Source organism: Telluria sp. ZT3P26, from assembly GCF_059686035.1.
In genome coordinates, this window is sequence record NZ_JCASII010000006.1 from 260,692 (window position 1) to 279,772 (window position 19,081).

Here is a 19,081-nt window from a genome sequence, read left to right on the forward strand (position 1 = left end):
TTCGCTGATGCCCAAGCCATTTGATTTCGGTGACGCGGGCGAGGCGCCTTCCGATCCGGTCAAGGCGCCGGCCACGCCGCGCGCGCTCGATTTCGGCGACACGCATGCCGCCTCGGCACCGGCGGCCCCCGCCAGCCCGCCCAGGCCGCTGTCATTCGACGACCTGCCAGCCGTCCCGGCCGTATCGGGCGCGACCGTCAAGGCCGCGCCCAGGGCGCTGTTCGACAGCGAAGATCATCCCGCGGTGCGTGACGCGCTGGCCATTGCCAAGGCCGACTATCCAGTCCTGTTTGCGCACGCCGAACAACGCTTTGCCGCCTTGTTCCGCCGCTTTCTGCCGGTGAAGCTTTCTTTGGTCACGGAGTGGGGCGAGGGCCCGCTGATGGAGCAGGCTGCGTTGCTGCGGCCTGTGACCGAGCTGGTGCTGTCGTTCACGCAGATGGCGGTGCCGGCCTTGCTCGACGCGGCGCTCGAAACTACCCGCGCGCCGGCGGGCATGTTCGGCAAGCTGTTTCGGCGCGCGACGTCGCCCGTTGAATTCAAGCCGGCGTTGACGTCCGCCCGCGCGCAACTGGTGCAGCTCATCGCCGACAGCGACATCGCCACGCGCAATCTGGAAGCATCCGCGCAGAACCTGAGCCTGCATTCAGCCGCTCTGGCGGTGGTCTCGACACTGGCCGGTGACTCGGCCGATGTCGCCTTGCTGGACGCGCTCGTGCAGCGGCGCACGCTGCTCCAGCAGGCAGTACGCCAGGCCGAGCTGTCGATCCTGCAGATGGGGCAAGTCCGGCAGCAAGCTGCCGAACTCATCGGGCAGGTGTCGTCATTCCTGACGGTCACCTTGCCCGCGATCGAGATGGCGCAGGCGCAGGGCGGTAACTAGCGGCCGCTCAGCCTTTCTTCTGCGCCGCGATCCAGCGATCGGTCGCCGCTTCCAGCACGTCGAGCGGCACCGCGCCATGCGACAGCACCTCGTTGTGGAAGGCACGCAGGTCGAAGTCCTTGCCCAGCGTTTTCTCGGCGCGTGCGCGCAGTTCGCGCAGCTTGAGTTCACCGATCTTGTAGCTCAGCGCCTGGCCCGGCACCGCGATATAGCGCTCGACTTCCTGCACCGCCGTCACTTCGTTCTGCGGCACGTTGTCCATGAAGTAGGCGATGGCCTGTTCGCGCGTCCAGCCTTTCTCGTGGATGCCGGTGTCGACCACCAGACGCACGCCGCGCCAGATCTCGGCCGTCAGGCGCCCGATCCATTGCCACGGATCGTCGTACATGCCGATTTCCTGGCCCAGCATTTCGCTGTACAGGCCCCAGCCTTCCGAAAACGCGGTACTGCCACCGAAGCGGCGGAAGGCCGGCAGGCCGGTCGTTTCCTGCGCCAGACTGCGTTCGAAGTGGTGACCGGGAATCGCTTCGTGCAGGAAGAACGCATTGGTGGTGAAGCGCGTGCGCGTCTCGGGCTTGTAGGCGTTGTAATAGAAGATGCCGGGCCGCTTGCCGTCGACCGAACCGCGCTGGTACGACGCCGGCGCCGCGCTCACTTCGCGGAACGCTTCGACCGGGCGGATTTCGAATGGCGCTTTCGGCACGTTCGCGAACAGCTGGCCCACCTTGGCTTCGACCTGCGGCCGCACGCCTTCGTAGGCCGCCTGGATTTCCTCGCGCGACTTGAAGCGCAGCTCGGGCGCATTGTTCAGGTGGTCGAAGAATTGCCGGAGCGTGCCCTTGAAGCCCACGCGTACCTTGGCTTCTTCGAACTGGGCGCGGATGCGCGCCACTTCCGACAGGCCAATGTCGTGGATCTGCGCCGGCGTCAGGTCGGTCGTGGTCGACTGGCGCGCGCGGAACGCATACCATTCCTTGCCACCGGGCAGGGCGCCGATGCCGGCCGTCGTGCGGCCTGCTGGCAGGTAAGTGTCGCGCATGAACGCGAGCAGCTTGCGGTTGGCAGGCGCGAGCTGTTCGCGCACCAGCTTGCCGTACGCGTCGGTCAGGCGCGCCTTGTCGGCGGCGCTGAACGAGGCCGGGAACTTCTTGACCGGGCCCATATAGGTGCTGGTCGCCAGATCGTCGCTGCCGACACTCTCGAGCTGCGGCAAGACGCGGCTGATCAGCGCCTTCGGCATCACGATGCCCTGCTTGATACCGAGGCGCATGTCGGCAATCACGTTGTCGACCGCCGGGGCATAGCCAGCAGCGCGCGCCAGCCAGTTGTCGTAATCCTGGACGGTCTGGAACGGCTGCGTCGAGGCGCCGGAACCCAGCTGGGCCATCATCAGGTGCAGGCCCGAGAACTGGTCCACCGGCACCAGGTCGGACGGGAAACGCAGGCCATCGAGCACCTGCTGCAGGCGGTAGCGCAGCAGATCGTAGCTGATGCGGTCTTCGGCCGGCAGTGGCGCCGGATCGAATTTGGCGCTGGCCGCGAGGTATTTTTCCGACAGTGCGCGGCTTTGCTTGCGCTCCTCGGCCGACGAGACGGGGCCGAAGCGGTCGTTGTAGCGCGCGTCGCCGTTGAAGGTCGCGGCGATCGGATTTTCGCGCAGGTAGTCTTCCCAGTATTCGGCGTACAGCTGGTTCATTTTTTCCGGCGTGGCCGGCGTTTTGACCTGGGCCATGGCGGGGAGGGCGGCGCACAGCAGGGTGCACAGGAGCAGGGGAAGCGAGCGGGTCATGGGGTCTCGTGGTGGTCGGGGCGATGCAAGAATAACATGGGGCTGCCGGGGAATGAGCGCGCAGCAGCGCGGGTCAGACCGCGTATTGACCCGGCGTTATCGTCGCATGACGGTGATGCCGCGACCTGCCTTCGGTACACTCGATACACGTACAAACGCGGAGCACGACATCATGATGAACAGTTTGCCGGATCAATTTCATGCGCTGGTCATCGGCGCCTCGGGGACGATCGGCGCGGCCTTTGTCGATCTGCTGGAACAGTCGCCGCGTTGCGCCTCGGTGCGGGGGCTGCACCGCCAGTCAGATCCGGCGATCGATTTCGCGGACGAGGCCAGTGTTGCCGACGCGGCGCAGGCGCTTGCCAGCGGGCCGCGCTACCACCTGATCGTGAATGCAACCGGCGTACTGCACGACGGCGCAACGATGCCCGAGAAGCGCCTGGCCGACCTGAACTACCCGCAGATGCAGGCAACTTTCATGGCGAATACCTTCGGTCCTGCACTGGTCATGCGCCATTTCGCGCCGTTGCTGGCAGGCGAGCGCGCCATCATGGCGATGTTGTCCGCCAAAGTGGGCAGCATCGGCGATAACCGCCTGGGTGGCTGGTACAGCTACCGCGCCTCGAAGGCGGCCCTGAACATGCTCATAAAAACCGCGGCGATCGAAGTCGCGCGTACGCAGAAGAACAGTGTGCTGGTCGCCCTGCATCCGGGGACCGTGAATTCACGGCTGTCAAAACCGTTCCGGGGCGAGATCATCGGGCGACCGGCCCAGGCCGCTGCTACCGACATGCTGCAGGTACTCGATGCGCTGACGCCGGCCGACAGCGGTTCGTTCAGATCGTACAACGGCGCCGAACTGCCCTGGTAGGGTCGGTCAGCCCGTCAGCTGCGCCACCGGCACTGTCATTTCGATGCGCAAGGCGCCATCGGGACCGCGGGTAGCGATGACGATGTCGCCCTGTTCGACGTACTTGCCGACCAGCGCGCGGATGTTCACGTCATGGGTCACCAGCACCAGGTTGCCGGGCTCCTTGTATCCCGCCAGATAGACGCGCAGCTGCGCCAGCTTGCGCTCGCGCGCCGCATCGTCGTCCTGGAACATCGAATCGACCATCTCGCTGGGTTCGACCCGGCCGAACGCAAGGCGGGCGGTGTCGAGGCAGCGGCACCAGCGGCTCGACAGCACCGGGCCGACCGGCACCCCATGCTTGCGAAAGGCTGCCCCGATGCTGGTGGCATCCGCGCGACCTGCCTGCGACAGGTTGCGCTGGGTGCTGCACACGCCGGGTTTGAAACCGGGCGGATCACCGATGCCCGGCACCGTCGCGGCGTGGCGCATCAGGATGACGTAGCCGCCGCGCTGGAGCAGCGGCCATGGTGATGGGGCGGCCCCGGCCACGGGCGCTGCGCATGCCGCCAGTGCGGCGAGAAAGTGGCGTCGGTCCATGGGGGCTCCTGGTGGCGGGGCTGGTTGAATGATCAGATGGTGCGCATCACGCTGTTAAAAATTATTTTCCTGGCGCATCCAGGAAGAAGATGGCGTACACCTTGGCGCCGGATTTCTCGGTCGGCTTGTCGATCTGGATCTGCGCGCAATCCTGCGCCACCAGGCTGCGCCAGTTGACGACGCCTGCATTGGCAAACACCGAATTGACCTTGCACGCCAGGCTCATGTCGAGCGCCAGGCGGGCATTGCGCTGCTCTGTTTTTGCGTAGTTGACGCCGCGGATCTCGATGCCGAAGGCGCTCATCCATGGCTCCCACAAGCCCAGTTCCACACCCTGCGCCATGCGGCCCAACATGGTCTCCAGCGACAAGCCCTTCTTGACGACGGCGCGCAGCAATGCCAGTGACGGTGCTTCGCGAATGTCGGTGCTGTGCTTGCCCGCGCCGCTGTCGCCAATGGCCTTCAGCTCCTTCGAAAAGGCGGCGTCGCGCTCGGTGTAGTCGCGCATGCGCTGGTAGAACTCGACGTCCAGGAAGGGATTTTCGACCCGGCCGGCGGGTGACTCGGCTGGCTGGCGGGCGGAAGGCTGTTTTTTATTGGTCATGGCATTGGCTTCGGAGTTTAAGGGCGAAGCATACCACTGTGGGCCATACGGGTTGCATGCAACAGGGATGCGGTTGCACCCCCTGAGCGCGTTCCCGGCCTTGGCAAGGGCAAGCGCAGCTGCTTAGTCCTTGCGCTCCTTGAATTCACCCTCGATCACCATGTCGTCGTTGCGCTCAGGCGGGCGCCGGCCAGGCATGAACTTGAAGAACGACGAGGACACCCGGTCAAACAGGGTTTTGCGCAACCAGGGGAAGGCAACAAGAAAGGTCGTCACAAATCCGGTGAACAGGGCAGGCACGTACTCGCCTTGCCACACGAAGTGCAGCAGGCAGAGTGCGACCAGGGTCACGATGAGTGGCCGACGGACAGGCTTGGGCAGCAGCCCGACGAGGCGCAGCTTGCCATGGCTAACCGAAGGAAACCTGGCAAACAGAATACCAAGCAGCAAGCCGGCCACGAACCGGCCCGTGCCGAGATACTCGGCCACGACCCCGATCACGAGGTAGCCGGTATAGGTGATCGTGCCAGCCAGCACTGCCAGCAGCGCTACCACCAGGGCAAGCACCAGTTTTGGCTTGCCGATGGCCATTTTGACGAGAAAGCCGAGGATTTGAGTACTCCTGCAAATAAATAGGGAAAGATTGTCGCAAATTCTAACAGCCCGCTAATGAGGTCACCCTTAAGCCGCGCGTGCCAGCGGCCCGTGTTTACCCGCCAGCGATCGCGCGCAGGGCAATCCCCGTGATGTAGGCGCCGTAGGTGCCCAGTGCATAGCCCAGCACGGCGAGCAACACGCCGACCGGCGCGAGCGCCGGGTGGAAGGCGCTGGCAACCACCGGCGCCGATGCGGCTGCGCCGATATTGGCTTGCGAGCCGACCGCCATCATGAACAGTGGCGCACGGATCAGTTTGGCCATCAGGATCATCAAGCCGCCGTGGAAGGCGATCCAGATCAGGCCCAGCAGGAACAGCCAGGGACGATCGACCAGGGCGCTCAGGTCCATCTGCATGCCGATCGTGGCGACCAGCACGTACAGCATGACCGAGCCGATGCGCGACGCGCCGGCGCCTTCGAACGTGCGGGCCCTGGTAAAGCTGAGCAGCAAGCCAATGGTCGTGGCGATCACGACGATCCAGAAGAAGCCCGACGTCAGGCTGTAGTCCTGCAGGCGCCATTCAGCCGGCAGGGACGTGATCCATCCGACCAGCAGCTCCGACAGAAAATGCGACAGGCCAGTTGCGCCCAGGCCAATGGCAAGAATCACCATGATGTCGGCCAGGGTCGGGATCCGTGCGTGCTGCGCCTGGTATTGCTCGATGCTGTCACGCAGGCGGTTCAGCGCCGTGAGGTCCGCGCCTGTCCAGCGATCGAAGACTTGGGCCCGGCTGGCAAGGAACAGCAACACGGCCGTCCACAAATTACCGACCAGCACGTCGACCGCGACGAACTGGCCGAACATCGTGGCATCGACGTTGAAGACCTCGCGCATCGCGGCCTGGTTGGCACCGCCGCCAATCCAGGAGCCGGCCACCGTGGTCATGCCGCGCCAGGTGTCGCCGGCCACTGTCTCGGGATGGATCACGCGCATGGCCTCGAACGACACGAGCGCGCCGAGCATGACGCCGACGGTGCCGGTCAGGAACATGATGATGGCCTTGGGGCCGAGGCGCACGATCGCCTTGAAGTCGATTGCCACGCACAGCAGCACGAGAGAACTGGGCAGAAGGTAGTCGCGCGCCATCGGATAGAGGCGTGAGGCCGCGCCGTCGATGACGCCAAGCGTGTTCAGCAGCGAAGGCAGCAGATAGCACAGCAGCAGGGCGGGTACATAGCTGTAGAACTTTTTCCAGAAACCGTCCGGACGCGCTGCGGTCCAGAGGACGGTACCGAGTATGGCGGCAAGCATGCCGAAGACGACGGCATCGTTGGTAATCATGGCAGCAGAAACAGGCGGCATGCGCGCTCCAGGTTATTCGCGTCAGGGACCAATGACGGGCATGCAGCGTGCATCGCATTGGTCGAAGAGCAACGAGTATCGCCGGGCGCAAGGGTGTCGTCAACGTCATGGACGCTGGCAGCCGGCAGCGTCAGTACGGCAGCGTCAGTACAGCAGCGCAGTACAGCAGCGCAGGCTGGTGCATCCTGCCTGGCTGGCGAGCGCCCTGGCCTGGAGAAGATTCCAAGACGCTGTCGTGGATCTATTTGGGAATCAATACCTTTCCGATGACATGAATGACCCCATTGCTGGCGCGTACATCCGTCGCCAGGATGGTGGCCGGAACGGCCGTGGTGTCGGTGATCGTCAGATTGCGGTTGATCGTGATGGTCTGGGCCGGAACCGTCGACCCATCGAGGGCTGTCGTCGCCAGGGTGGCCACCGGCGTGCCGAACGGTATGGCGCCAGACAGGACCTGTGCCGGCAACACGTGATAGGTCAGGACCGAGGTGAGCTGGGACCTTGTCAGGCCTGTCGGCGCCGCGGCGAATGCGGCATTGTTGGGGGCGAAGACAGTGAACGGCCCGCTTCCGCTGAGGGCCGGTGCCAGGCCGGTTGTCACGACGGCGCCGACGAGCGCGCTGAAAGAGGCCGGATTGGCCTGCGCCATCTGCACGACATTGAGCACGCCCGGTGGTATCAGGACCTTGTCGATTCCGTGGATGATGCCGTTGTCGGCGTACACATTGGGCGTCGTTACACTGGCCCTGGCCAGCACGGCGTCGGTGAACGCGACGCCGGAAGAGGTGTTCAGTGCGAGCCGGGCGGCTGCGCCGTCGTAGACGTAGGCTGTCGGCAGGGTGGCGCCGGCGGTGCCCAGCGCCGCTGAGGACGTGGCGCCGGGGAGTACGTGGTAACGCAGTATCTTGGCCAGATCGGCCGCTGGCAGTGCTGCCACCATGGCGCCGGCATTGGTGAAGCCGAGCTGTGTCGCCAGTGCGCCGAAGGCCGCGTCGGTGGGCGCCAGCACTGTCAGGTCGGCATTGGCAGCAGTCAATGTACCGGCAATGCTTGCCTTGTCGACTGCCGCCAGCAATGCCGTAAAACCGTTCCGTTGGGCGACCTCGGCCACATTGCCGAGATCGTCATCACTGCTGCCACACGACGACAGAAGAACCGCCAGACTCAACGCACCTAGCCACTTCAAGACCGATCTCATGGTTGCACCTCCGGGATGAACGTCTTTTTTGGACTGATGTTCATCCGCTGGAGTTCCGCTTCAGCGTGCAACCGATGGTCAGGATCAACCGGATAAGATTAACCCGACCGTGCCGGGCTTACGTCGATTCCGGGCGCGAAGGCAGCTTCCAGTCCGGACGGATGAAGTGGCAAGTATAGCCGTTTGGAATGCGTTCGAGATAATCCTGGTGCTCCGGTTCGGCTTCCCAGAAAGGCCCTGCCGGCGCGATCTCGGTAACCGCCTTGCCGGGCCAGAGGCCGGATGCGTCCACGTCGGCAATGGTCTGCTCGGCCATCTGCTTTTGTGCGTCGTCGAGATAATAGATGGCGGAGCGATAGCTCATGCCCCGGTCATTGCCCTGGCGGTTCGGGGTGGTCGGATCGTGGATCTGGAAGAAGAATTCGAGAATCCGGCGATAGCTGATCTTCGTGGGATCGAATACCAGTTCGAGCGCTTCCGCGTGCGTGCCATGGTTGCGGTAGGTTGCATTGGGCACGTCGCCGCCGGTATAGCCGACGCGCGTGGACAGCACGCCAGGCATGCGGCGCAGCAGGTCTTCCATGCCCCAGAAGCAGCCTCCGGCCAGGATTGCGGTTTCAGTTTGTTGTGTCATTGCGTTCCTTTGCTTGGATAAACAGGTGGGCTGAACGTGCGTGCCGATCAGCCAGTCGATTGTGGCAAGTGTAAATGCAAGTCGTGTGCAGCGTGGTTTGCATCGCGTGCGTGTGACAGTCCGGCCGCAGCATTGGCGTGGCCGCCGGCCAGTGCGCTCAGGATCAGCTGCGCGGCTTCCGCCGGCGCATCCCAGTGCGGGAAATGGCCGCAGCGCTCGAACCAGTGCAGTTGGGCATCCGGGAACAGGGCCAGTGCCCGTCTGGCCTGCCACGGGAAGCAGACCCGGTCACGTCGTCCCCAGCCAATCACGAGCGGCTGCGTGATGCTGTTGCGGGGCGCGCCTTGCTGCTCCTCGCCATACGCGAGCTGGGCCAGCAGCTCGTCAAACGCCGCTGAGGCCACATAGCTGCACAATTCATCGGTCACGATGTCCGGCGCCAGCTTCGTTGGCCGGGATGAGAATTGGGCCAGCAACAGGGCGCGGCCAATCGGGTTAGCGCAGACCGCCGGCAACACGGGGCGCAGCAGCCGCAACAGCCGGATCGACAGGTAGATCGAGCTGAAGAACGCGTGCCGCTCCCAGCCCTGCCAGAAGCCGCCCGGATTGAGCGCCACCACGCCGCCAACGACGCCACCGCGCCGTGCCAGTTCCAGCACCAGCCGCGCCCCCATTGAGCTGCCGACGGCGTCGATGCCGGTCAAGCCCTGGGCGTGGAGGAAGGCCGCCGTTTCATCCGCCAGAGTGCGGATCGAGGTTTCGCCGGCCAGCTTTGGCGTCTGGCCAAAGCCGGGCAGGTCTACCGCGATGACTTCGCGCCTGGCCGCGAGATCGGCCAGGATGGGATTCCAGCTTTGCCAGTGACCACCGAGGCCATGAATCAGAAGCAATGGTTTGCCGTTGCCGCAGCGAATGTGATGCATGATCGATCTCCCATCGCACGGGTGTGCGTCTGCCGCAAGCGTACCGCAGCAGGGATAACGACTGCGTCCGTTAGGACGATTGCCAGCCGCAACGGCGAACGCAAGCAGGTAGCCGTCAATACGATCGAGGCGTTATCATTACGTCCATGATGCCTGTCATGCAAGATTCATGACCAGCAACAGCATCCGCCTTGAGGCGGGCGGATCGACGACTGAATACCGGAGCAATGCATGAAAGTGAAGGCTATTTTGCCCAGGGCAATTGCAGCCGCCGCGCTTGTGGCGCTGACCCTGCCCGCGCGGGCCGATACCGGCATCGACTATGCCGAGGCGCTGCGCCGGATGCAAACCAGTGCGGGTGCCGTAAATGGCGCCCGGCTCGATTTCCAGGCCAGGCAATTGCAGGCCGAGGCGCTGCGCCGCATCGATGGCCCGGATGTGCGCCTGTCCGGCTTTGCCGGGCGGGTATCGACCACGCTCAGCGTGGACACCGGCGCCATTACGCAGCTGGCCAACCCGGTGCTCGACTCGCTGCCGCCGCTGCCAGCCCTGAACCTGCCGGAGATTCCGCCGGCCATCAATGTCGACCGCGTGTTCAATGTGCATTCGCTTGGCCTGAACACGGTCTGGCCGCTCTACACGGGCGGGCGCCTCGATGCGGTCAAGCAGATCGCCGCCGGCCGCGCGGACGAAGCCCATGCGAGCGTGCAGGCGGCCGTGGACGATGCCTCGATCCAGCTGGCGCAGCGCTATTTCACGGTGCAACTTGCTGCCAAGGCCAGCCAGTTGCGCAGCTCGGCGGCAGAGCTTGCCAAAGAACACCAGCGCATGGCGCGCAAGATGGAGCGTAGCGGCCTGATCGCGAAGGTCGAGCGCCTGAAAGCCGATGTTGCCGTCGACAATGCGGTCAGGGAAGCGGCAAAGGCGGGCAGCGACCTCGAGATCGCGCAGCTCGCGCTGCGCCGCCTGCTCGACGCGCACGGCGCCCTCACGCCGACCACGCCGCTGTTCGTGCATGCCGAGTCGCCCGGCTCGCTGGCCTCGTTCATCGATGCGGCCATGGCGTCGAACGCGGCCTGGAAACAAATTGCAGGCAAGCGCAAACAGGCGGACGGCGCCCTGCAACTGCAGGGCCGGGAATTCAGCCCGACCGTCATCGGGATCGCCAACTATAACCTCAACCGTGGCAGCTCCAGCCGCGCCAACTGGCTGGTCGGGGTGTCGGTCAGCGTCCCGCTGGTCGAGCGCATCGACCGCGCAAAAATGACCGCCGCTGCCCGGCTCGAGCAGCAGCGCGTCGAGGTCGCGGCAGAACAGGCCGGGCGCGATATCCCGACCCTGGCTGAAAGCCAGTGGCGCACCATGGAGGATGCCCGCCAGCGCTACCTGGCGATGGGGTCCGCAATCGCGCTGGCAGCCGAGACGCAGCGCCTGGCGCAGGTGGGGTTCCAGAACGGGCAGGCCACGTCGACCGACGTCGCCGACGCGTCGCTCAACTACACCAAAACGTCCCTCGAGCGCGCCCAGGCTGGCTACGACTACGTCATGGCGCTGGCCAGGTTGCTGGGCACCAGCGGCGAGCCTGAGCGCCTGAGCGCGCTGTCCCGAACCGCCACGCACATCGTCGACCTCACGAAAGAATAAGCATCATGGCAAAACCTTCCACCAAAGGCCTGCTTGCCGGCGGCACCGGCATCGTCATTCTTGCCCTGCTCGGCTGGGGCCTGTACCTGGCCTTCCAGCCGGTCCGCGATCCGCTCCAGGGCCAGATCGAGGCGCAGGAAATCAATGTGTCGTCGAAGGTGCCGGGCCGGGTTGGCCAGGTCCATGTGCAACTGGGCCAGCGTGTCGCCCGCGGCGATCTTCTGTTCGAGCTCGACAGCCCCGAGGTACGGGCCAAGGTGGCGCAGGCCGAAGCCGCGCGCGACGCGGCGCGCGCGACCAGCCAGAAGGTGCAGGCCGGCGCGCGGCCGGAAGAAATCGTCGCCGCGCGCGCCAACTGGGAGCGCGCCGAGGCGGGCGCGAGGCTCGCCAGGGTCACGTTCGAGCGCATCGGGGCGATGTATGCCGAAGGCGTCGTCGCGCGCCAGAAACGCGACGAGGCCGAAGCCCAGGCGCGCTCGGCGAGCGAGCTCGCCACCGCGGCCCGCGCCCAATACGCGCTGGCGCGCCAGGGCGCCCGTGCCGAAGACCGCCAGGCCGCCGAGGCGCAGGCGCGGCAGGTGGCCGGCGCAGCGGATGAAGCAGACGCCGCGCTCGACGAGACGCGCATCACGGCGCCCGCCGCGGGCGAGGTGACCAAGCTCGCGATCCAGGCCGGCGAGCTGGCGCCGCAGGGCTTCCCCGTCATTACCCTGGTCGACCTGGCCGATGTCTGGGCCGTGGTGGCCGTGCGCGAAGATGCATTCAAGGCGTATGCGCAGGGTTCGGTGCACGAGGCCACGATCCCAGCGCTCAACACACGGGTCCAGTTCAAGGCCACCACGGTGTCCGCCTTGCCGGCCTTTGCCACCTGGCGCGCGGCGCGTCCGGGCGGCACCGATCTGCGCACCTTCGAGGTCAGGCTGCGCCCGACTGCCCCGGTGCCCGGATTGCGCCCGGGAATGACGGTCGTGTTCGATCACTGAGCGCGGCCTATGACCCGATCCGGCAACGCCATCGCATCGTCCTTGCGGCGCGAATGGGCACGCCTGCGCGCCGATCCGTGGGATATCGCCATGCTGGGGGCGATCCCGCTCGCGCTCTACCTGCTGACATGGTGGACCTTTTCGGCCGGCGTGGCGCGCGACCTGCCGCTGGTGGTGCATGACCGCGACCATACCGTCGTCTCGCGCAATCTGATCCGCATGCTCGACGCCTCGCCCGGACTGAACGTGGTGCTCGTCGCAGACAACGAGGCCGAGGCGATGCGCCTGATCCGCGCGCGCCAGGCATTCGGCCTGGTGTCGATTCCTGCAGATCTGCAGGAGGCGGTGCTTGCGGGCCGGGGCGCCAAGGTCCAGTGGGCCTATAACGCCCAGTTCTCGGCGCATTCGGGCAGCATGACGCGCGACGTGCGCGCCGTGGTGGCCACCCTGTCGGCGGGCATCGAACTGCAGGCGCGCGCGCGCCGCGGCGCCGCGCCCGGCCAGGCCGGCGTGCAGATCGAGCCGGTGCAAACCCGCATCAGCACGCTGTTCAATGAAAACGGCAGCTACATCCCGTCGCTTGCGCTGCCGGTGGCATTTACGCTATTGCATATGTTCGTGACGCTGGCGGCGGTGACGGCGATTGGCCGCGAATTTCGCGCCGCCACGGTGCCCGACTGGCTGGCCGCCGCCCACGGCAAGCCGGCTATGGCCCTGCTGGGAAAATTGCTGATTCCCTGTGCCTGCTTCGCCGTGCATGCGCTGTTGCTGTTCGTGCTGTTCGGCGTCGTGCTGCGCTGGCCGGTGCAGGGGAGCGCCACGGCTATGCTGGTGGGCACCGCCCTGTTCATCACGGCCTGCCTCGCGCTTGGCGCGGCGATCGCCGTCTTCACCTCATCGCTGCGCGCGGCGCTGTCGGCCAGCGCCTTCATCACGGCGCCCGCATTCGCGTTCGCCGGCCAGGGCTTTCCGCTGCTGTCGATGCCGCTGAGCGCGCGCATCTGGGCTGAATCCCTGCCGCTGACACACTATCTGCAAATGTTGAACAACACCTGGACCGGGGGCGCGCCGCTGCGCTACAACATGACGCACCTGGCGATCCTGCTGGCCTTTACGCTCGGCCTGGGCGTGGCTGCCTGGCTGCGCCTGGCGCGCCGCATGCACCAGCCTGCCACCTGGGGCAAGCAATGAGCGCCCCGCGCCGCGCCTGGGGCGCGTTCGTGCTGACCTGGCAAGCCATCTTGCGCGACAAGGCGGCGCTGCTGCTGTTTTTCATTTCCGGCATCATCTATTCGTTCTTCTATCCGCTGCCCTATAGCGCGGAAACGGTGCGCCGGGTGCCGGTCGCGGTGGTCGACCAGGACCAGTCGGCCCTGTCGCGCCAGCTGATCCGCTATGCCGGGGCGCACCCCGGCCTGGTCGTGGCCGGCGTCAGCACGCGGCCGGAAGACGCGCAGGCGCTGATCTGGCAGGGCAAGGCTGCCGGCGCGCTGTTCATTCCCGCCGACTTCAGCCGCAAGGTGCTGGCCGGCATGCAGCCCGAAGTGGAGGTCAGCGGCCACGGTTCCTATCCTTTGCTGAACAAGGTGGTCCTGAACGGCCTGGCCGAGGTCGTCGGCACGGTGTCCGCCGGGATCGAACTCAAGCGCCTGGGCGCGGCGACCCCGTCCGGCATGCAGGCCGAAGCGGCGCGCCAGCCGCTGGCCGTTGAGGCGCTGCCCCTGTTCAATGTGCGCGAAGGCTATGCCTCGTATGTCGTGCCTGGCGTCATGGTGCTGGTCATGCAGCAAACCTTCCTGCTCGGAATCGGGTTGTTGTTCGGCAGCTGGGCGAGCGACAAATCCTTCCCGTACGGGCAGGACGCGGCCTCGTATTGCGGCGCCCTGAGTGCGTTTGCGCTGGTTGTAGTGCTCAATGCGGCGTATTTTTTTGGCTTCGTCTTCTGGTGGCAGGATTATCCGCGCGGCGGCAACCTGGCGGGCACGGCCGTCCTGACCCTGCTGTTCGCCTACAGCGTGGCGGCATTGGGCATGTTGACCGGCATGTTCTTCCGCACCCGCGAGCGCAGCATGCAGCTGCTCGTTGCCACCTCATTGCCCATCATGTTCCTGTCGGGCCTGACCTGGCCGGCAAGCGCCATCCCGCTGCCGCTGCGCGCACTCGGCGCGCTGTTGCCATCGACTGCGGCGATCCAGGGCTTCGTCGCCACCAACCAGATGGGCGCCTCGCTGCACGAGGTGCGCACGGAGCTTGCCATGCTGCTCGGCCTGGCGCTGGTGTTCGCCGTTGTCGGCCTGGTCAAATGGAGGCGCATGCCCGCGCGTCGGTAGCAGGCGCTGGCGCGGCAGCGTTCAGTCGAGTGTCAGCCAGATCTCGTTGCGTCGCATGAACCATGGCGTCATCGGGCCGTTGTAGCGCGACAGCACCGGCTCGCCCGTCCAGCGGATATTGGCTGCACGCAGCGCCGCCTGGAGTTCGGCCAGGTGCTCGTCGTAATTGGCTTGCGACCAGAAGCCGGAATACCGGATCACCGCCACCTGTGTGGGCGGCACTTCGCGCAGCCTGATGCTCGGATCGAGCGGCAGCGGCGCATTGTCCATATTGATGTCCTTGGGCAGGACGAACTGCACCAGGATACCGTCGGGAACCGTGCTCTGGGTGACGGGCGCCGTCATGTCCAGCTTGGCCGGGACCGGGGCCTGGGTCACCGGGGCGGTCATGGCAAGCTTGCGTTCGCCCTTGTTCTTGCCAAAGATATAGCCGGCCAAAATGGGAAAGGCGCGATTCCCCGCATCGTCGGCGGGCGGCGGCATCACCACCTCGGCGACGGTGTAGGCCCCGTACTGGCGAATCTCGAATGCGGGGTAGGACCGCACAATGGTGTAGGCGGGTTCTTCGACCGCGTGGCTGGCTGCGGGCAGCAGTGCCAGCGCCAGCCCCACGACGCAGGCAAGGCCCATCAGCTGTCGTGTGCGCCTTGGCCGGGCAGCGCGGCGGGGTGGTCGGGTGGGGGCAGTCATGGCACGCTTTCCTCGGACAGTGGGCATGGCAAAAGCATACACTTTTACCGGCGCGGTGCCGGGCCTGCAGGACGCCATGAGGCGTGGCGTTTCAGGCGCGCGTAGCCGATGACCTGAATAACACCGTTCGCAAGCAGGCTTGCGAGTCGACTGCCCAGGCTGCCGGTCGCGCGCATCGCCAGACGGCTTTGACGGTAAGCGCGACCAAGCGATTCATGGCGCGGCCGAGAAGGACGCGTGGGATGGAAACTTTTTGTGCATCCACTCACGGTTCAGCTGCAACGCGGTGACGACGTCCTGCGGCAAGCTCTCGAGGATGGCCGGATCGTCGCTCGGTGTGTCGGCCAGCAGGCCGGCCAGGTGGATGATGGCCCCGAGTTTGCTGAACGGGTGGGCGGCCATTGGATCGGATGCGCTTTCTAATGCGTTCACAATGACGACCGGGAAATTCCAGCGACGACAAAGTTCGGCGGTAATGTGCCCCTCCGAAAAGCCCAGCAGTCGCGTTTCGCGTTCCCACCGTCCGCCCGGCAGGTGGGGGTGCTCCTCGATCTCGGCAAACGTTGCCGGCGCCGCCTGGTAGATCAGCAGTTCGCCAAGCCGCATCATCATGCCTGCGAGCCAGGCATCCTGGCCATCGTCGCCCAGGCAGACGGCCAGCCACTTGGCGTAGCCGGCGCAGGCCATGCTGCTTTTCCAGAACTCGTCGCTGTCGAGGCCCGGCAGATCCGGGAAGGTTTCGGCGAAACAGGCAGCCAGGGCCAGGGTGCGCACGTGTCCAAGGCCGGCCATCGCGATGGCATCGTCGAGTGACGTGACACCACGCGCGACGCCGAAGCGGGCGCTGTTGGCCAGGCGCATCAGTTTGGCAGTGAGGGCGGGGTCGCGTGCAATGATCGCGCTGATTCGGGTGGCCGACGCATCCTCGTCATCGAGGGTTTTGATCAATGCGTGGGCGACTTCTGAAATGACGGGCAACTTTACTGCTTGAAAAAAAGACGATAACTCGCTCATGACTATTCTCCAACGGAACATCGCCGCTGCGACAGGTTGACGGTCGCGCGATGGGGTGACATTGAAATTTCACGATAGCATAATTATTTCCCTTGGGAACTGGTCAGGGAAATTATTTCCTGGGCCGGACACAAGGATCGCGGAGGTCAGGAAGCCCGCTTGGTCTAGTTTATGCGGTAAGGACTTTTGCGGCCAGCGTCGCCTCGATTACGCATGCACTTGACCTTGGTATGACGGTGCTCGTAGCCAGCCAGTTGTTACCTGGCGGCTGCGCCGGGAGCGTTTGCCCGAGAAGGGTTTTCCTGCCTGTAAGTACGTTTCGGGTGAATGACCAACTGCTTGACCAGGTCTTCCAGCGCTTTGCTATGGTACAGGTCCATGCACTTCAGGAAATCGAACCTGACTCCCTTGATTTCCGATTCGACGAGCGGATTGGAATAGTCCCGCGCCAGAAAGCGGTCCACCAGCGACTTGACCGCATCGGGACTCTTCTCCATATCGAAGTAGGTCCAATCACGCAAGGCACTGGCACTGCTTCCAGCATCAGTGGCCGCACCCGTGTCATTCCGGTATGCCTGTGTCATACAGGTTGCCAGCACCATGTCCTTATAATTTTGCGCATAGGTGCGGGAGCCAGCCTGTGGAGAAATGAGGGCTTGATCGGAGGCGTGAACTGTGAATGACAGCAACGTGGAGGTCACAAGCGCCAGGCACAACGGGATCGACTTCATCGCAAGCCCCAGAAGTTCGCACGGTCCGTGCGATATTTTGCTTCCGGCTCATTGAAATAACAGTGGTCATAGCAGGATTGGCCGTTGAAAAGGGTGGCATGCCCCTGCGCATCCGACCAGCCAGATACCTCAAACAGAATGACCCCTTTCTTGCCAACCAACGTGCCGCCGCCGGAAGCGGGATATTTCACAACCTCAGCTTTGCCCCATTGCTGTTTCAGAAAACCAATCAGGTCGCGTACACGGAAGAAGTATTTTCGCCCGTCCGCCCCGGACACTGTCTGTCCGAGGATGCTCGGAATCATCAGGCCTGCCTCGCCAAGGATATAACTCATCCGCACGGCGCAGGTGTTATTCCAGCGATGTGCGTCAGTGGAATTATTAATATTCTTCTCAACATTTCCTCCTATCACCTTTGCTACTCTGGCGCCTAAATTGACGGGGTCATAAATTCGTTGCGAAGCTGCCCATGCAGCAATAAAGGAGGGGCGAGGCATGTTGTTCATCCTTGGTTGGGATTACATCGGATTGGTCGTTGTGGCGTCTGTGGAGAATCACGCAGCCGTCGGCGGCCGCCTGCTAGACCCGACGCGCGGTACAGACAGCCCGTGGCGATTATCCGCGACCCGTGCAGATTGGACTGGACGCTTGTCAAACCAATGACTCGCTCGAATTAATGAACCAGGCCCGCCGACAGAATTCTCCCTTTATCCGCTGCGTGAACGTCTCACCGGCATTGCGCGCTACTTCCCTCACGGCTGTTTCGCATGAGCTTGCCGTGCGGTGTTTGTGGATGACCGAAGTGACAATTAACCGGAGCCGAGGCCTGCGAATCCCAGAAACGACAATGCCAATCACGATGGATTGGCGTTGTGCAATGTATGTTCTTGGTGGCACGGGGCGGACTCGAACCACCGACACAAGGGATTTTCAATCTTAGGGAAATGCTGATCAATTGATGATTTTGGGATCTCCGAGTTTTTGGCGACGCGGCCGCGCTCCAGCTGCGATCTCGTTTTTTAGAGATCACTACAGCCTGTTTTTATGCGATATAGCGGTATCCCTTGCGCCTTTTGGCGCTCAGGACGCAACTCGGGTTTCACTGACTCTAAATCGCCGGCCAGCCAGCACTAAATTGGCGAAGCCAAACAATGTAAACAGGTGCCCAGTGTTTTTCACCAGGCCGCGGTAGCGTGTCTTCCGATGACGGAACAGGTTCTTGATGACATGGAACGGATGCTCGACTTTCGTGCGCACGCTGGCCTTCAAATGCTCCAGTTTTTCCGTCATGCGGCCCAGTTATTTTTTTGGACAGCGCCTTGCATTTAGAGCGCTTCATGGCGACATGCCAGGTCACCGCTTTGCCAACATTTTCCGGGCGCTTCTCCACGCCCTGATAGCCGGCGTCGCCGATCCCAGCGGTCTCGTCTCCATGCAAAAGTGCATGTGCTTGCGTCACATCGGAGACATTGCCAGCCGTGCCCACGATGGTATGCACCAGGCCAGACGCAGCATCAACACCAATGTGCGCTTTCATCCCGAAGTGCCAGTCATTGCCCTTCTTCGATTGGTGAATCTCCGGATCACGCTTGCCATCCTTGTTCTTCGTCGACGGTGGGGCGGCGTTCAGCGAGGCGTCAACAATGGTCCCCTCGCGCATTATCAAACCCTTTTCGGCAAGGTGTCGGTTGATCGTATCGAAGATCTGACGCGTCAGATCTTTCGCTTCGAGCAGGTGACGAAACTTGAGCAGCGTCGTCGCGTCTGGCGCAGACTCGCGGCCCAAATCGATGCCGACGAAAGCGCGAATGGCTTGGCTGTCGTAGATCGCATCTTCAATGCCTTAGTCCGACAAACCGAAGCATTGTTAGGCCACATACATCCGCAGCATTCGCGCCGGCCCGACCGGTGTACCCCCAGCGACTTTAACCTTCGGATAGAACAGCTCAACCAGTTTGTGCAGCTTGCTCCACGGTGTCACGCTATCGATCTTAGCGAGAAAAAGGTCGCGCCGCGTTAGCTTTTTCTTGGCGGCGTATTCGAGGTCGGAGAAGCTCTTTTGCATGATCGATCGCGGGCGAGGAACGTGGCGTTATTGTCTCAGGTTGCAGCATCGGGAGGAACCGGAGCGGCCGAATTAATCAGCGTCTCCCTAGATCGAGGTCTACCCAGAAATAATATATCTACGAAGTGCTCTTCAATTTCTGCGAAGAGACACTTCCTTAAACATTAGTTTGATATGATTGAT

Annotated in this window: 18 protein-coding genes and 1 pseudogene; 6 read left to right on the plus strand and 13 right to left on the minus strand. The window is 63.8% G+C overall.

The genetic code is table 11. From position 1 onward, the window contains the following. Positions 1–7 precede the first annotated feature (7 nt). On the plus strand, positions 8–883 hold the full coding sequence (locus AC56LN_RS19935; protein WP_499574358.1) for a hypothetical protein: 876 nt from the start codon (positions 8–10) through the stop codon (positions 881–883). A gap of 7 nt (positions 884–890) precedes the next feature. On the opposite strand, the gene AC56LN_RS19940 is transcribed toward AC56LN_RS19935, so the two are convergent. After that, positions 891–2,672, minus strand: coding sequence for a DUF885 domain-containing protein (locus AC56LN_RS19940; protein ID WP_499574359.1), 1,782 nt, complete (start codon positions 2,670–2,672; stop codon positions 891–893). Between the two features lie 175 nt (positions 2,673–2,847). Between AC56LN_RS19940 and AC56LN_RS19945 the strand changes: the two genes are divergently transcribed. Further along, complete coding sequence (locus tag AC56LN_RS19945; RefSeq protein WP_499574406.1) at positions 2,848–3,543, plus strand: SDR family NAD(P)-dependent oxidoreductase; 696 nt, start codon at positions 2,848–2,850, stop codon at positions 3,541–3,543. A 6-nt stretch (positions 3,544–3,549) separates the two neighbouring features. On the opposite strand, the gene AC56LN_RS19950 is transcribed toward AC56LN_RS19945, so the two are convergent. From AC56LN_RS19950 to AC56LN_RS19980, 7 genes are all read right to left on the minus strand, one after another. Next, the gene (locus AC56LN_RS19950; protein ID WP_499574360.1) at positions 3,550–4,122 is read right to left on the minus strand and encodes a histidine phosphatase family protein; all 573 of its coding nucleotides are present in this window, start codon (positions 4,120–4,122) and stop codon (positions 3,550–3,552) included. Positions 4,123–4,183: 61 nt separating this feature from the next. After that, positions 4,184–4,726, minus strand: a complete 543-nt coding sequence (locus AC56LN_RS19955; RefSeq protein WP_499574361.1) for a hypothetical protein — start codon at positions 4,724–4,726, stop codon at positions 4,184–4,186. Positions 4,727–4,849: 123 nt separating this feature from the next. Next, positions 4,850–5,317, minus strand: a complete 468-nt coding sequence (locus AC56LN_RS19960; RefSeq protein WP_499574362.1) for an FxsA family protein — start codon at positions 5,315–5,317, stop codon at positions 4,850–4,852. 118 nt (positions 5,318–5,435) lie between these two features. After that, on the minus strand, positions 5,436–6,686 hold the full coding sequence (locus tag AC56LN_RS19965) for a DUF819 family protein (RefSeq protein ID WP_499574363.1): 1,251 nt from the start codon (positions 6,684–6,686) through the stop codon (positions 5,436–5,438). Between the two features lie 241 nt (positions 6,687–6,927). Then, the gene (locus AC56LN_RS19970) at positions 6,928–7,884 is read right to left on the minus strand and encodes a fasciclin domain-containing protein (RefSeq protein ID WP_499574364.1); all 957 of its coding nucleotides are present in this window, start codon (positions 7,882–7,884) and stop codon (positions 6,928–6,930) included. A gap of 118 nt (positions 7,885–8,002) precedes the next feature. Beyond that, complete coding sequence (msrA, locus tag AC56LN_RS19975; protein ID WP_482897222.1) at positions 8,003–8,518, minus strand: peptide-methionine (S)-S-oxide reductase MsrA; 516 nt, start codon at positions 8,516–8,518, stop codon at positions 8,003–8,005. A gap of 47 nt (positions 8,519–8,565) precedes the next feature. Next, the gene (locus AC56LN_RS19980; protein ID WP_499574365.1) at positions 8,566–9,441 is read right to left on the minus strand and encodes an alpha/beta fold hydrolase; all 876 of its coding nucleotides are present in this window, start codon (positions 9,439–9,441) and stop codon (positions 8,566–8,568) included. Positions 9,442–9,672: 231 nt separating this feature from the next. Here AC56LN_RS19980 and AC56LN_RS19985 point away from each other — a divergent pair, with 231 nt between their 5' ends. From AC56LN_RS19985 to AC56LN_RS20000, 4 genes are read left to right on the plus strand one after another with little or no spacing between them, the layout of a single operon-like run. Continuing rightward, a complete protein-coding gene (locus AC56LN_RS19985; protein WP_499574366.1) occupies positions 9,673–11,085 on the plus strand; it encodes a TolC family protein in 1,413 nt (470 codons plus the stop codon). Positions 11,086–11,090: 5 nt separating this feature from the next. Continuing rightward, complete coding sequence (locus AC56LN_RS19990) at positions 11,091–12,068, plus strand: HlyD family secretion protein (RefSeq protein ID WP_499574367.1); 978 nt, start codon at positions 11,091–11,093, stop codon at positions 12,066–12,068. A gap of 9 nt (positions 12,069–12,077) precedes the next feature. Further along, positions 12,078–13,259 (plus strand): ABC transporter permease, encoded by a 1,182-nt coding sequence (locus AC56LN_RS19995; RefSeq protein WP_499574368.1) that lies wholly within the window; start codon positions 12,078–12,080, stop codon positions 13,257–13,259. Further along, a complete protein-coding gene (locus AC56LN_RS20000) occupies positions 13,256–14,398 on the plus strand; it encodes an ABC transporter permease (RefSeq protein WP_499574369.1) in 1,143 nt (380 codons plus the stop codon). The genes AC56LN_RS19995 and AC56LN_RS20000 overlap by 4 nt, the downstream gene beginning before the upstream one ends. Positions 14,399–14,419: 21 nt before the next feature. On the opposite strand, the gene AC56LN_RS20005 is transcribed toward AC56LN_RS20000, so the two are convergent. The 5 genes and pseudogenes from AC56LN_RS20005 to AC56LN_RS20025 all read right to left on the minus strand — a co-directional run bounded on the left by AC56LN_RS20005 (position 14,420) and on the right by AC56LN_RS20025 (position 18,898). Then, positions 14,420–15,088: an SOUL family heme-binding protein gene (locus AC56LN_RS20005; protein ID WP_499574370.1), complete on the minus strand. Its 669-nt coding sequence runs from the start codon at positions 15,086–15,088 to the stop codon at positions 14,420–14,422. A gap of 213 nt (positions 15,089–15,301) precedes the next feature. After that, positions 15,302–16,102, minus strand: a complete 801-nt coding sequence (locus AC56LN_RS20010) for an HDOD domain-containing protein (RefSeq protein WP_499574371.1) — start codon at positions 16,100–16,102, stop codon at positions 15,302–15,304. Between the two features lie 257 nt (positions 16,103–16,359). Continuing rightward, entirely contained in the window at positions 16,360–16,833 is a 474-nt protein-coding gene (locus AC56LN_RS20015) for a type VI secretion system amidase immunity protein Tai4 (protein ID WP_499574372.1), read from the minus strand. Then, positions 16,830–17,330 carry a type VI secretion system amidase effector protein Tae4 gene (locus tag AC56LN_RS20020; RefSeq protein ID WP_499574373.1) on the minus strand — a complete coding sequence of 167 codons (501 nt, stop codon included), beginning with the start codon at positions 17,328–17,330 and terminating at the stop codon, positions 16,830–16,832. Before AC56LN_RS20020 ends, AC56LN_RS20015 begins: the two co-directional genes overlap by 4 nt. Positions 17,331–17,913: 583 nt before the next feature. Further along, positions 17,914–18,898: pseudogene (locus AC56LN_RS20025) on the minus strand (IS5 family transposase). Between the last annotated feature and the right edge of the window lie 183 nt (positions 18,899–19,081).

What these genes read in the sequence shown, in the direction of transcription:
- AC56LN_RS19935 (WP_499574358.1), top strand. Translation starts at nt 8, where the DNA reads ATGCCCAAGCCATTTGATTTCGGTGACGCGGGCGAGGCGCCTTCCGAT.
- AC56LN_RS19940 (WP_499574359.1), bottom strand. Translation starts at nt 2,672, where the DNA reads ATGACCCGCTCGCTTCCCCTGCTCCTGTGCACCCTGCTGTGCGCCGCC.
- AC56LN_RS19945 (WP_499574406.1), top strand. Translation starts at nt 2,848, where the DNA reads ATGAACAGTTTGCCGGATCAATTTCATGCGCTGGTCATCGGCGCCTCG.
- AC56LN_RS19950 (WP_499574360.1), bottom strand. Translation starts at nt 4,122, where the DNA reads ATGGACCGACGCCACTTTCTCGCCGCACTGGCGGCATGCGCAGCGCCC.
- AC56LN_RS19955 (WP_499574361.1), bottom strand. Translation starts at nt 4,726, where the DNA reads ATGACCAATAAAAAACAGCCTTCCGCCCGCCAGCCAGCCGAGTCACCC.
- AC56LN_RS19960 (WP_499574362.1), bottom strand. Translation starts at nt 5,317, where the DNA reads ATGGCCATCGGCAAGCCAAAACTGGTGCTTGCCCTGGTGGTAGCGCTG.
- AC56LN_RS19965 (WP_499574363.1), bottom strand. Translation starts at nt 6,686, where the DNA reads ATGCCGCCTGTTTCTGCTGCCATGATTACCAACGATGCCGTCGTCTTC.
- AC56LN_RS19970 (WP_499574364.1), bottom strand. Translation starts at nt 7,884, where the DNA reads ATGAGATCGGTCTTGAAGTGGCTAGGTGCGTTGAGTCTGGCGGTTCTT.
- msrA (WP_482897222.1), bottom strand. Translation starts at nt 8,518, where the DNA reads ATGACACAACAAACTGAAACCGCAATCCTGGCCGGAGGCTGCTTCTGG.
- AC56LN_RS19980 (WP_499574365.1), bottom strand. Translation starts at nt 9,441, where the DNA reads ATGCATCACATTCGCTGCGGCAACGGCAAACCATTGCTTCTGATTCAT.
- AC56LN_RS19985 (WP_499574366.1), top strand. Translation starts at nt 9,673, where the DNA reads ATGAAAGTGAAGGCTATTTTGCCCAGGGCAATTGCAGCCGCCGCGCTT.
- AC56LN_RS19990 (WP_499574367.1), top strand. Translation starts at nt 11,091, where the DNA reads ATGGCAAAACCTTCCACCAAAGGCCTGCTTGCCGGCGGCACCGGCATC.
- AC56LN_RS19995 (WP_499574368.1), top strand. Translation starts at nt 12,078, where the DNA reads ATGACCCGATCCGGCAACGCCATCGCATCGTCCTTGCGGCGCGAATGG.
- AC56LN_RS20000 (WP_499574369.1), top strand. Translation starts at nt 13,256, where the DNA reads ATGAGCGCCCCGCGCCGCGCCTGGGGCGCGTTCGTGCTGACCTGGCAA.
- AC56LN_RS20005 (WP_499574370.1), bottom strand. Translation starts at nt 15,088, where the DNA reads ATGACTGCCCCCACCCGACCACCCCGCCGCGCTGCCCGGCCAAGGCGC.
- AC56LN_RS20010 (WP_499574371.1), bottom strand. Translation starts at nt 16,102, where the DNA reads ATGAGCGAGTTATCGTCTTTTTTTCAAGCAGTAAAGTTGCCCGTCATT.
- AC56LN_RS20015 (WP_499574372.1), bottom strand. Translation starts at nt 16,833, where the DNA reads ATGAAGTCGATCCCGTTGTGCCTGGCGCTTGTGACCTCCACGTTGCTG.
- AC56LN_RS20020 (WP_499574373.1), bottom strand. Translation starts at nt 17,330, where the DNA reads ATGCCTCGCCCCTCCTTTATTGCTGCATGGGCAGCTTCGCAACGAATT.